Source organism: Streptomyces sp. NPDC030183, assembly GCF_055573455.1.
Genome location: NZ_JBVIBK010000013.1, coordinates 12328 through 24811, shown reverse-complemented (window position 1 = coordinate 24811; position 12484 = coordinate 12328). Strand labels below are relative to the sequence as shown.

At 69.7% G+C, this 12484-nt stretch carries 11 protein-coding genes; 9 read left to right on the top strand and 2 right to left on the bottom strand.

Going from position 1 to position 12484, the window contains the following annotated elements; genetic code table 11:
* Position 1 precedes the first annotated feature (1 nt).
* From ACZ4Z2_RS17145 to ACZ4Z2_RS17105, 9 genes are all read left to right on the top strand, one after another.
* Positions 2-754: a YebC/PmpR family DNA-binding transcriptional regulator gene (locus tag ACZ4Z2_RS17145; RefSeq protein WP_468076760.1), complete on the top strand. Its 753-nt coding sequence runs from the start codon at positions 2-4 to the stop codon at positions 752-754.
* Between the two features lie 117 nt (positions 755-871).
* Entirely contained in the window at positions 872-1402 is a 531-nt protein-coding gene (ruvC, locus tag ACZ4Z2_RS17140; RefSeq protein ID WP_230219194.1) for a crossover junction endodeoxyribonuclease RuvC, read from the top strand.
* A complete protein-coding gene (gene ruvA, locus ACZ4Z2_RS17135; protein ID WP_468076758.1) occupies positions 1399-2004 on the top strand; it encodes a Holliday junction branch migration protein RuvA in 606 nt (201 codons plus the stop codon). The genes ruvC and ruvA overlap by 4 nt, the downstream gene beginning before the upstream one ends.
* Before the next feature lie 97 nt (positions 2005-2101).
* Complete coding sequence (gene ruvB / locus ACZ4Z2_RS17130; RefSeq protein ID WP_468076756.1) at positions 2102-3172, top strand: Holliday junction branch migration DNA helicase RuvB; 1071 nt, start codon at positions 2102-2104, stop codon at positions 3170-3172.
* Between the two features lie 174 nt (positions 3173-3346).
* Entirely contained in the window at positions 3347-3841 is a 495-nt protein-coding gene (gene yajC, locus ACZ4Z2_RS17125; RefSeq protein ID WP_468076754.1) for a preprotein translocase subunit YajC, read from the top strand.
* 133 nt (positions 3842-3974) lie between these two features.
* On the top strand, positions 3975-5759 hold the full coding sequence (gene secD, locus ACZ4Z2_RS17120; protein WP_468076752.1) for a protein translocase subunit SecD: 1785 nt from the start codon (positions 3975-3977) through the stop codon (positions 5757-5759).
* Between the two features lies 1 nt (position 5760).
* Complete coding sequence (gene secF / locus ACZ4Z2_RS17115; RefSeq protein WP_468076750.1) at positions 5761-6855, top strand: protein translocase subunit SecF; 1095 nt, start codon at positions 5761-5763, stop codon at positions 6853-6855.
* Entirely contained in the window at positions 6852-7391 is a 540-nt protein-coding gene (locus ACZ4Z2_RS17110) for an adenine phosphoribosyltransferase (protein ID WP_468076748.1), read from the top strand. The genes secF and ACZ4Z2_RS17110 overlap by 4 nt, the downstream gene beginning before the upstream one ends.
* A 184-nt stretch (positions 7392-7575) precedes the next feature.
* Positions 7576-10146 carry a RelA/SpoT family protein gene (locus ACZ4Z2_RS17105; protein ID WP_468076746.1) on the top strand — a complete coding sequence of 857 codons (2571 nt, stop codon included), beginning with the start codon at positions 7576-7578 and terminating at the stop codon, positions 10144-10146.
* A gap of 80 nt (positions 10147-10226) precedes the next feature.
* Here ACZ4Z2_RS17105 and ACZ4Z2_RS17100 read toward each other — a convergent pair whose 3' ends face one another.
* Together ACZ4Z2_RS17100 and ACZ4Z2_RS17095 are read right to left on the bottom strand one after the other, a co-directional pair.
* On the bottom strand, positions 10227-11456 hold the full coding sequence (locus ACZ4Z2_RS17100; protein WP_468076744.1) for a DUF349 domain-containing protein: 1230 nt from the start codon (positions 11454-11456) through the stop codon (positions 10227-10229).
* A gap of 135 nt (positions 11457-11591) precedes the next feature.
* Positions 11592-12428 carry a peptidylprolyl isomerase gene (locus ACZ4Z2_RS17095; RefSeq protein ID WP_468076742.1) on the bottom strand — a complete coding sequence of 279 codons (837 nt, stop codon included), beginning with the start codon at positions 12426-12428 and terminating at the stop codon, positions 11592-11594.
* Positions 12429-12484: the final 56 nt, after the last annotated feature.

The following is a 12484-nucleotide window of genomic DNA, read 5'->3' as shown; positions in this document are numbered from 1 at the left end:
GATGTCCGGCCACTCTAAATGGGCTACGACGAAGCACAAGAAGGCCGTGATCGACGCCAAGCGCGGCAAGCTCTTCGCGAAGCTGATCAAGAACATCGAAGTCGCGGCCCGGATGGGCGGCGTGGACCTCGAGGGCAACCCGACGCTCTACGACGCCGTCCAGAAGGCCAAGAAGCAGTCGGTCCCGAACAAGAACATCGACTCCGCGATCAAGCGCGGCGGTGGCCTCGAGGCCGGTGGCGCCGACTACGAGACGATCATGTACGAGGGTTACGGCCCGAACGGTGTCGCGGTGCTCATCGAGTGCCTCACCGACAACCGCAACCGCGCCGCCTCCGACGTCCGTGTCGCCATGACCCGCAACGGCGGCTCCATGGCCGACCCGGGTTCCGTGTCGTACCTCTTCAACCGCAAGGGCGTCGTCATCGTCCCCAAGGGCGAGCTCACCGAGGACGACGTCCTCGGTGCCGTCCTCGACGCGGGCGCCGAGGAGGTCAACGACCTGGGTGAGTCCTTCGAGGTGCTCAGCGAGGCCACCGACCTGGTCGCCGTCCGCACCGCCCTCCAGGAGGCCGGGATCGACTACGACTCCGCCGAGGCCAACTTCGTCCCGACCATGCAGGTCGAGCTGGACGAGGAGGGCGCCAAGAAGATCTTCAAGCTGATCGACGCCCTGGAGGACAGCGACGACGTCCAGAACGTCTTCGCCAACTTCGACGTCAGCGACGACGTGATGGCCAAGGTCGACGCGTAGCGCTACCGCGAACCGAGCGGATCCGGCGGGCCGGTGGGACACACCCACCGGCCCGCCGCCGTTGTCGGTGGCAGCAGATAGCCTGCACAAACAGGCGATCGAGTGGGAGGGGGCGCGGTGCGCGTACTCGGGGTGGACCCCGGACTCACGCGGTGTGGCGTGGGCGTGGTCGAGGGAGTCGCGGGTCGGCCGCTCACCATGCTCGGCGTCGGAGTCGTCCGGACGCCCGCGGACGCGGAGTTGGGGCACCGCCTCGTCGCGATCGAGCAGGGCATCGAGCAGTGGCTCGACGAGCACCGCCCCGAATGCGTCGCCGTGGAGCGGGTGTTCAGCCAGCACAACGTCCGAACGGTCATGGGCACCGCCCAGGCCAGTGCCGTCGCCATGCTGTGCGCGGCCCGCCGCGGCATCCCGGTCGCCCTGCACACCCCCAGCGAGGTCAAGGCCGCCGTCACCGGCAGCGGCCGTGCCGACAAGGCCCAGGTCGGAGCCATGGTCACCCGTCTCCTCCGGCTCGACGCACCACCGAAACCGGCGGACGCCGCCGACGCCCTCGCCCTCGCCATCTGCCACATCTGGCGGGCCCCCGCCCAGAACCGCCTCCAGCAGGCCGTGGCCCTACACGCATCGAAAGGCCGTACGTCATGATCGCCTTCGTCAGCGGCCCGGTCGCCGCCCTCGCCCCGGACTCCGCGGTCGTCGAGGTCGGCGGGATCGGCATCGCGGTCCAGTGCACGCCCAACACGCTCTCCGGGCTCCGCATGGGGCAGCCGACCAAGCTCGCCACCTCCCTCGTCGTCCGCGAGGACTCCCTCACGCTCTACGGCTTCGTCGACGACGACGAGCGCCAGGTCTTCGAACTGCTCCAGACCGCGAGCGGCGTCGGACCCCGCCTCGCCCAGGCGATGCTGGCCGTGCACACCCCCGACGCCCTGCGCCGAGCCGTGGCGACCGGCGACGAGAAGGCGCTCATCGCCGTCCCCGGCATCGGCAAGAAGGGCGCCCAGAAGCTGCTGTTGGAGCTGAAGGACCGCCTGGGCGAGCCCGTCGGCGCCCCCGCGATCGGCGCCCCCGTCACTCAAGGCTGGCGCGACCAGTTGCACGCCGCCCTGATCGGCCTCGGGTACGCCACCCGCGAGGCCGACGAGGCCGTGTCGGCCGTGAGCCCCCAGGCCGAGGCCACCGAAGGCACGCCCCAGGTGGGCCAGTTGTTGAAGGCCGCCCTCCAGACCCTCAACAGAGCCCGCTGATCACCCTGTCGAGGTGGTCGACGCCCTCCATCAGTACGGCCCCACCTCCCATCTCACCCCTCCCCTCCATCCGACCGCGACCCGCGAGGCACACGCAATGAACTGGGACGACACGACCGACGACACCGCCCCCGAGCGGCTGGTGGGTTCTGTCGCCGACCGTGAGGACCAGGCCGTCGAGGCGGCCCTGCGCCCCAAGGACCTGGACGAGTTCATCGGCCAGGAGAAGGTCCGCGAACAACTCGACCTCGTCCTGCGGGCCGCACGCGCGCGCGGGGCGACGGCCGACCACGTCCTGCTCTCCGGCGCCCCCGGCCTCGGCAAGACCACCCTCTCCATGATCATCGCGGCCGAGATGGGCGCCCCCATCCGCATCACCTCCGGCCCCGCCATCCAGCACGCCGGCGACCTGGCCGCGATCCTCTCCTCCCTCCAGGAGGGCGAGGTCCTCTTCCTCGACGAGATCCACCGCATGTCCCGGCCCGCCGAGGAGATGCTGTACATGGCGATGGAGGACTTCCGCGTCGACGTCATCGTCGGCAAGGGCCCCGGCGCCACCGCCATCCCGCTGGAACTCCCCCCGTTCACCCTGGTCGGCGCCACCACCCGAGCGGGACTGCTGCCGCCGCCGCTGCGCGACCGCTTCGGCTTCACCGCGCACATGGAGTTCTACGAGCCCGCCGAGCTGGAGCGCGTCATCCACCGCTCGGCGAACCTGCTCGACGTGGAGATCAACCCTGACGGCGCCGCCGAGATCGCCGGCCGCTCCCGCGGAACGCCCCGCATCGCCAACCGCCTGCTGCGCCGCGTCCGGGACTACGCACAGGTCAAGGCCGACGGGATCATCACCCGCGACATCGCCGCCGCGGCCCTCGCCGTCTACGAGGTGGACGCCCGTGGCCTCGACCGCCTCGACCGCGGCGTCCTCGAAGCCCTGCTCAAGCTCTTCGGCGGCGGACCGGTCGGCCTGTCCACCCTCGCCGTCGCCGTCGGGGAGGAGCGCGAGACCGTCGAAGAGGTCGCCGAACCCTTCCTCGTCCGCGAGGGACTCCTCGCCCGAACCCCCCGCGGACGCGTCGCCACCCCCGCCGCGTGGACCCACCTCGGCCTTACCCCGCCACGCGGCACGACCGGCGGAAACGGACAACAGGACCTGTTCGGGGCGTGACCTTCTCGTGACGGCGCGGTACTCGCCCGGCGAGGAACCACGGTGACATGCTGTGCGTTGTTCCATCACGGTGGACTCGCTTAGACTCCGCCGATGCCGCCCCTGTCGGCAGCACACATACCCCCAACCATCAGGCCGCTCGCCATCGCGGTCGTGTGAAGGAAGTTCCGACCCGTGAGTCTCGTGACCCTCCTCCCGTTCATCGTGCTCATCGGGGCCATGATCCTGATGACCCGATCGGCCAAGAAGAAGCAGCAGCAGGCCGTCGACATGCGGAACCAGATGCAGCCCGGTTCCGGCGTCCGCACGATCGGGGGCATGTACGCGACGGTCAAGGAGGTCAACGAGGACACGGTCCTCCTCGACGCCGGGCCGGGCGTCGAGCTGCTGTTCGCGAAGAACGCCATCGGTGCCGTTCTGTCGGACGACGAGTACAACCGCATCGTCCACGGCATCGAGCACGACCTGAAGTCCGACGTCGTCCCGGACGACGCCTCCTCCCTCACCGAGACCGACGAGCCCTCCGACGACGCTTCCGCCGCTTCCGACGACAAGCCCATCGACCTCGGCAAGAAGGACGTGTCCGACGACGCGACCGACGAGGCCGTCGATGCGAAGGCCGACGAAGCAGAGCCGAAGAAGACAGACGGCGAGTCCGGCGCGAAGTAGTCACGTCCCGGGAGCACGGGCGATCATCGCCCGCGCCCCGGGCACGTGCCGTTTTCGCCCGGATTCCCGACACCAGTCATGGCCGCCCACGCGCTGACCCCGCGCACGGCGGCCCGAGAGGGAGTACGAGAAGGTGGCAGCACCGAAGAAGGGCCGGAGCGCCAGCACCCAGAGCAAGCCTGGGCGCGCGCTGGCCCTCATCCTGATCGCCATCGTGGCGCTCACTGGGGGAATGTTCGCCTCCGGACACACCAAGCCGCGTCTCGGCATCGACCTCGCCGGTGGTACGAGCATCACGCTGACGGCGATCAACGAGCCCGGCCAGCCCAACGCGATCAACAAGACCAACATGGACACCGCGGTCGAGATCATGAACCGCCGTGTCAACGGTCTGGGCGTCTCCGAGGCGGAAGTGCAGACCCAGGGCAATGAGAACATCATTGTCAACATTCCCAAGGGCACGGACTCCGAGGAAGCCCGGGACCAGGTCGGCACCACCGCGAAGCTCTACTTCCGCCCCGTCCTGCGGGTCGAGGGCAGCGGCGCCGCCGCCGTCCCGAGCACCCCGCCGAGCGGTGACCCCAGCGGCAGCGCCTCACCGAGCCCGTCGAAGTCCGGCGACAAGAACACGGACAAGGGCACGGACAAGGCGACGTCTCCCGAGTCGCCCAGCCCCACGGGCTCCGCGACCTCGCAGGGCCGCGCCGTCACCGACGCGCTGAAGGCCGACCCGACTCCGTCCCCGAGCGGCTCTGGCTCCCCGAAGGCGTCCGACAAGGCATCGCCGACCCCCACCCCGAGCGCCGACCAGGGCACCCAGGCGCTGGAGGCGGCGTTCGCGAAGCTGGACTGCAGCGACCCCAAGCAGCGTGCCGCCGCCGGCAAGGGCAAGAACAACGAGCCCATCATCGCCTGTGGTGAGGAAGCCCCGAAGGTCTGGAGCAAGCTCATGCTCGGACCGGTGGGCGTCGACGGTACGGAGATCACCAAGGCCGAGGCGATCCTCGACACCCAGAACGCCAGCGGGTGGAAGGTCGTCATGGACTTCGACTCCAAGGGCGGCAAGAAGTTCCTCGACGTCACCACCAAGCTCGCCGGCCAGCCCTCCCCGCAGAACCAGTTCGCGATCGTCCTGGACGACGAGGTGGTCTCGCACCCCGAGGTGAACGGTCCGATCACCGGCGGCAAGGCCGAGATCTCCGGCAGCTTCACCCAGGAAGAGGCCCAGAACCTCGCCAACATGCTGTCGTACGGCGCGCTCCCGCTGACCTTCAAGGAGTCCAGCGTCACGACCGTGGACGCCGCGCTCGGCGGTGAGCAGCTGCAGGCCGGCCTGATCGCCGGCGCCATCGGTCTCGCCCTGGTCGTGATCTACCTGCTCGTGTACTACCGCGGTCTGTCGCTCATCGCGATCGCCTCGCTGCTGGTCTCCGCGGCGCTCACCTACGTGATCATGTCGCTGCTCGGCCCGGCCATCGGCTTCGCGCTGAACCTGCCCGCCGTGTGCGGCGCGATCGTCGCCATCGGCATCACCGCGGACTCGTTCATCGTGTACTTCGAACGCGTCCGGGACGAGATCCGCGAGGGCCGTTCGCTCCGCCCGGCCGTCGAGCGCGCCTGGCCGCGTGCCCGACGCACCATCCTGGTCTCCGACTTCGTGTCGTTCCTCGCCGCCGCCGTGCTCTTCGTGGTCACCGTCGGCAAGGTCCAGGGCTTCGCGTTCACGCTCGGCCTGACCACCCTGCTCGACGTCGTCGTGGTGTTCTTCTTCACCAAGCCGCTGCTGACGCTGCTGGCCCGCAGGAAGTTCTTCGCCGGCGGCCACCGCTGGTCCGGCCTCGACCCGAAGAGCCTGGGTGTGCAGCCCCCGCTGCGCCGTACGCGTCGTCCCGCCCCCGCCGACCCGAAGGAGGCCTGAGATGTCGAAGCTCGGTGACCTCGGAGCACGACTCCACCGCGGCGAGGTCGGCTACGACTTCGTCGGCAACCGCAAGATCTGGTACGCGGTCTCCATCCTGATCACCATCACGGCCATCGTCGGCCTGGCGGTGCGCGGCATGAACATGGGCATCGAGTTCCAGGGCGGCGCCGTCTTCACCACCCCGAAGACCAGCGTCTCCTCCACCCAGGCGGAGGAGGCCGCGGAGAAGGCGTCCGGCCACGACGCGATCGTGCAGGGACTCGGCACCGGCGCGCTGCGGATCCAGGTCTCCGGTGTGGAGACCGGCCAGGCCGACCAGATCAAGAAGGACATCGCCGAGGACCTGAAGATCAACCCGGAGAAGATCAGCGCCGACCTGGTCGGCCCCAGCTGGGGCGACCAGATCGCCAACAAGGCCTGGCAGGGCCTCGGCATCTTCCTGGTCCTCGTGGTGATCTACCTGGCGATCGCGTTCGAGTGGCGCATGGCCGTCGCCGCGTTCGTCGCCCTGATCCATGACATCACCATCACCGTCGGCATCTACGCCCTCGTGGGCTTCGAGGTGACGCCGGGCACGGTGATCGGTCTGCTGACCATCCTCGGTTACTCGCTCTACGACACGGTCGTCGTCTTCGACAGCCTCAAGGAGCAGACGAAGGACATCACCAAGCAGACCCGCTGGACGTACAGCGACATCGCCAACCGCTCGATCAACAGCACCCTGGTGCGGTCCATCAACACCACGGTGGTCGCGCTGCTCCCGGTCGCCGGTCTGCTCTTCATCGGCGGCGGTGTCCTCGGCGCGGGCATGCTCAACGACATCTCGCTGTCGCTGTTCGTCGGCCTCGCGGCCGGCGCGTACTCCTCGATCTTCATCGCCACGCCGCTCGTCGCCGACCTCAAGGAGCGCGAGCCGCAGATGAAGGCGCTGAAGAAGCGGGTCCTCGCCAAGCGCGCCCAGGCCGAGCAGACGGCGGAGTTCGCCGCCGACGGTCCCCACGGCGACCAGCACGAGGACGCGACCCCCGCCGTGGTCGGGCCGCGCACCCAGTCCGGGGCCCGCAGCCGGGGCCGGGGCGGTAAGCGGCGGTGACCGACATCAAGGAGCTGCTGCTCAGCCGGATCCGTGACGTCGCGGACTACCCGGAGCCGGGCGTGATGTTCAAGGACATCACCCCGCTGCTGGCCGACCCGGCGGCGTTCACCGCGCTGACGGACGCGCTGGCGGAGGTCACCGTGCGGCACGGCGCCACGAAGATCGTCGGCCTGGAGGCCCGCGGCTTCATCCTGGGCGCCCCCGCCGCCGTCCGGGCCGGCGTCGGCTTCATCCCCGTCCGCAAGGCGGGCAAGCTCCCCGGAGCGACGCTCAGCCAGGCGTACGACCTGGAGTACGGCTCCGCCGAGATCGAGGTGCACGCCGAGGACCTGGCCGCGGGTGACCGTGTCATGGTCATCGACGACGTCCTCGCCACCGGCGGCACCGCCGAGGCGTCCCTCCAGCTCATCCGCCGCGCGGGCGCCGATGTGGCGGGCGTCGCGGTGCTGATGGAACTGGCGTTCCTCGCCGGACGGCAGCGACTGGAGCCGGCGCTCGGCGGAGCGCCCCTGGAGGCGCTGATCACCGTCTGACACGGTTCACGCGACCACACGGAACGGGCGCCCCGGGATTCGTCCCCGGGGCGCCCGTTCCGCATCGTGTTCCACAGGTGGACGGCCCTCACCATGGCCTGCAGGCGATCCCGGGGCGCAGCTTGGCTACCATGGGTGCTCCGGAGCCTGACCGGGGGACCCGGATCGCGCACGAGGAGCCCTCTTGCCAGACGAGGCCCAGCACCTGACCGCCGCCAAGCCCGAGTCCGCCTCGGGCCCCGCGGCCAAGCCCGCGCAGAACGCGACGCAGGCGAAGAACCCCGCGCAGGGCTCCGTCGAGCACGCCCAGTCCGCGCCCGCCGACAAGGCCGCCGAGCCGTCGCGCCCCAAGCCCGCCGCCGACTCCGGCCGGACCGGGCCCGCCCCGGCGCCCGAGCGCCCCGCGCCCACCCCGGCGCCCCCGGCCCGCTCCGCCGCCCCCGGCCAGCCCGCCCGCTCCGGCTCCTCCAACCGCGTCCGCGCCCGGCTCGCCCGCCTCGGCGTGCAGCGCTCCAACCCGTACAACCCGGTCCTGGAACCACTGCTGCGGATCGTGCGCAGCAACGACCCCAAGATCGAGACGTCCACGCTCCGCCAGATCGAGAAGGCGTACCAGGTCGCCGAGCGCTGGCACCGCGGCCAGAAGCGCAAGAGCGGCGACCCCTACATCACCCACCCCCTCGCGGTGACCACGATCCTCGCCGAGCTGGGCATGGATCCCGCCACCTTGATGGCGGGCCTGCTGCACGACACGGTCGAGGACACCGAGTACGGCCTCGACCAGCTCCGCCGCGACTTCGGCGACTCCGTCGCCCTCCTCGTCGACGGCGTCACCAAGCTGGACAAGGTCAAGTTCGGCGAGGCCGCCCAGGCCGAGACCGTCCGCAAGATGGTCGTCGCCATGGCCAAGGACCCCCGTGTCCTGGTCATCAAGCTCGCCGACCGCCTGCACAACATGCGCACCATGCGCTACCTCAAGCGCGAGAAGCAGGAGAAGAAGGCGCGCGAGACCCTGGAGATCTACGCGCCGCTCGCCCACCGCCTGGGCATGAACACCATCAAGTGGGAGCTGGAGGACCTCGCCTTCGCGATCCTCTACCCCAAGATGTACGACGAGATCGTCCGCCTCGTCGCCGAGCGGGCCCCCAAGCGCGACGAGTACCTCGCCATAGTGACCGACGAGGTGCAGCAGGATCTGCGCGCGGCCCGCATCAAGGCGACCGTCACCGGCCGCCCGAAGCACTACTACAGCGTCTACCAGAAGATGATCGTCCGCGGCCGTGACTTCGCGGAGATCTACGACCTGGTCGGCATCCGCGTCCTGGTGGACACCGTCCGCGACTGCTACGCGGCCCTGGGCACCGTCCACGCCCGCTGGAACCCGGTTCCGGGGCGGTTCAAGGACTACATCGCGATGCCCAAGTTCAACATGTACCAGTCGCTGCACACGACGGTCATCGGACCCAACGGCAAGCCCGTCGAACTCCAGATCCGTACGTTCGACATGCACCGCCGCGCCGAGTACGGCATCGCGGCGCACTGGAAGTACAAGCAGGAGGCCGTCGCCGGCGCCTCCAAGGTGCGCACGGACGCCCCCCGGACCTCCGGCAAGGACGACCACCTCAACGACATGGCGTGGCTGCGCCAGCTGCTGGACTGGCAGAAGGAGACCGAGGACCCCGGCGAGTTCCTGGAGTCCCTGCGCTTCGACCTGTCCCGCAACGAGGTCTTCGTCTTCACGCCGAAGGGCGACGTCATAGCGCTGCCGGCCAGCGCCACCCCCGTCGACTTCGCGTACGCCGTCCACACCGAGGTCGGCCACCGCACCATAGGCGCCCGGGTAAACGGACGCCTGGTCCCCCTGGAGTCCACCCTCGACAACGGCGACCTGGTGGAGGTCTTCACCTCCAAGGCGGCCGGCGCGGGCCCCTCCCGCGACTGGCTCGGCTTCGTGAAGTCGCCCCGCGCCCGCAACAAGATCCGCGCCTGGTTCTCCAAGGAGCGGCGCGACGAGGCCATCGAGCAGGGCAAGGACGCCATCGTCCGCGCCATGCGCAAGCAGAACCTGCCGATCCAGCGCATCCTCACCGGCGACTCCCTGGTCACCCTCGCGCACGAGATGCGCTACCCGGACATCTCCGCGCTGTACGCCGCCATCGGCGAGGGTCATGTCTCCGCGCAGAGCGTGGTGCAGAAGCTCGTCCAGGCCCTCGGCGGCGAGGAGGCGGCCACCGAGGAGATCGACGAGTCGGTCCCGCCCACCCGCAGCCGCCGCAAGCGGCGCGGCAGCAACGACCCCGGTGTCGTCGTCAAGGGCGTCGAGGACGTCTGGGTCAAACTGGCCCGCTGCTGCACACCCGTCCCCGGCGACCCCATCATCGGCTTCGTCACCCGGGGCAGCGGCGTCTCGGTCCACCGCAGCGACTGCGTCAATGTCGAGTCGCTGTCCCGTGAACCCGAGCGCATCCTCGACGTGGAGTGGGCTCCCACGCAGTCCTCGGTCTTCCTCGTCGCCATACAGGTCGAGGCCCTGGACCGCTCCCGGCTGCTGTCGGACGTCACCCGCGTCCTGTCCGACCAGCACGTCAACATCCTGTCGGCGGCCGTGCAGACCTCCCGGGACCGCGTCGCCACCTCCCGCTTCACCTTCGAGATGGGCGACCCGAAGCACCTGGGCCACGTCCTGAAGGCCGTCAGGGGAGTGGAGGGCGTCTACGACGTCTACCGGGTGACCTCGGCACGCAGGCCCGGCTGACCCGGCTCGGACCGCCAACGAGTGAGGGGCTCCCGTACGAAACGTACGGGAGCCCCTCAGCCGTCTTCGAGGACGCGGCGTCAGCCGCCGAACTCCTGCAGACCCTTCAGCGCCTGGTCCAGCAGCGCCTGGCGGCCCTCCAGCTCACGCTGCAGCTTGTCGGCCTTGGCGTTGTTGCCCTGGGCGCGAGCCTGCTCGATCTGGCCCTTCAGCTTGTCCACGGCGGCCTGGAGCTGGCCCGTCAGACCGGCGGCGCGGGCGCGCGCCTCCGGGTTCGTCCGGCGCCACTCCGCCTCCTCGGCCTCCTGGATGGCCCGCTCGACCGCGTGCATCCGGCCCTCCACCTTCGGACGAGCGTCGCGCGGCACATGACCGATGGCCTCCCACCGCTCGTTGAGGGAGCGGAAGGCCGCGCGGGCCGCCTTCAGATCCGTCACGGGCAGGATCTTCTCCGCCTCGCCGGCCAGCTCCTCCTTGAGCTTGAGGTTCTCGGCCTGCTCGGCGTCACGCTCGGCGAACACCGAGCTACGGGCGGCGAAGAAGACGTCCTGAGCACCGCGGAAGCGGTTCCACAGGTCGTCCTCGTGCTCGCGCTGGGCGCGGCCCGCCGCCTTCCAGTCGGCCATCAGCTCGCGGTAGCGCGCGGCCGTGGGACCCCAGTCCGTCGAGTTCGACAGCGCCTCGGCCTCGGCGACCAGCTTCTCCTTCGTCTTGCGGGCCTCCTCGCGCTGCGCGTCGAGCTGCGCGAAGTGGGCCTTGCGGCGCTTGGAGAACGCCGAGCGGGCGTGCGAGAAGCGGTGCCAGAGCTCGTCGTCGGACTTCCGGTCGAGCCTCGGCAGGCCCTTCCAGGTGTCCACCAGGGCACGCAGCCGCTCACCGGCCGCCCGCCACTGGTCCGACTGCGCCAGCTCCTCCGCCTCGGCGACCAGTGCCTCCTTGGCGTGCCGGGCCTCGTCGGACTGCTTGGCCCGCTGCTGCTTGCGCTCCTCACGGCGCGCCTCGACGGTCTCGACGAGCTTGTCCAGCCGCACCTTGAGCGCGTCCAGGTCACCGACCGCGTGATGCGCGTCCACCTGCTCGCGAATGTGGTCGATCGCGGCCTGGGCGTCCTTCGCCGACAGGTCGGTGGTCTTCACCCGCTTCTCGAGGAGGCCGATTTCGACGACCAGGCCCTCGTACTTGCGCTCGAAGTAGGCCAGCGCCTCCTCAGGGGAGCCGGCCTGCCAGGAACCGACGACCTGCTCGCCGTCGGCCGTACGCACGTACACGGTCCCCGTCTCGTCGACGCGGCCCCACGGGTCGCTGCTCACAGCGCCTCCTCCACATGATGCCTGCGGGGGGCCTTGGCTCCCCCGGGCATCGTCCACAGTTTCGTCACGGCCAACATAGGCGACCGGCGGGTTGCCTGTCCGCATCCCGCGCGACCGAAATTTCGCTGTTGGCGGTCAGGACTTCTTGACAGTCGCCTTGTTGATCACCACGGTCGCGTTGGGCGTCCCGTCACCCATGCCCGTGTTCTCACCCGCGTCGGCGATCTTCTTCAGGACCTTCATGCCGTCCTTGGAGACCGTGCCGAACGGGGTGTAGTTCGCCGGCAGCTGGCTGTCCTGGAACACCAGGAAGAACTGGCTGCCGCCGCTGTTCTTGCCCTCACCGGTCTGAGCGTTGAACTGGTTCGCCATGGCGACCGTGCCCGCCGGGTACGTATTGCCCTTCAGGCGCGGGTCCTTCAGGTTCTCGTCCGGGATCGTGTAGCCGGGGCCGCCCATGCCCGTGCCCTTCGGGTCACCGCACTGGAGCACGTAGATGCCCTGCGTGGTGAGACGGTGGCACTTGGTGTGGTCCAGGTAGCCCTTGTTCACCAGGAAGTCGAACGAGTTGACGGTGTGCGGGGCCTTCGCCGCGTCCATCGTTATCCCGATGGCACCGCAGGTGGTCTGCAGGTCCATCGTGTACGTCGCGGTCTTGTCGATGGTGAGCGCGGGTTCCTTCTTGAAGGTGAGCGGCTTCACCTTGCCCGCTGCCGGCTTCTCGCACGGATCCGGCGCCTTGCTCGGCTTGGGGCTGGGCGACACCTCCGAGCTCGCGTTCTCCTTCTTGCCGTCGTCCTTCAGGACCCCGGTCGTGTACAGCGCGAGGCTGCCCACCACGGTCACGCCCAGAACCGACGCGATCACGGCGTTGCGGACATGCGCCTTGCGCCGCGCCTGGGTACGCCGCTGCTGCTGCCGCAAGAACTTCTCCCGGGCGAGCTGACGCCGCCGCTGCTCCTGGCTGACCACCGGGTTCTCTCCCTATGCGTCTCGTACGTCGACGGGTGCGTCGTGCGTCTCTTGAG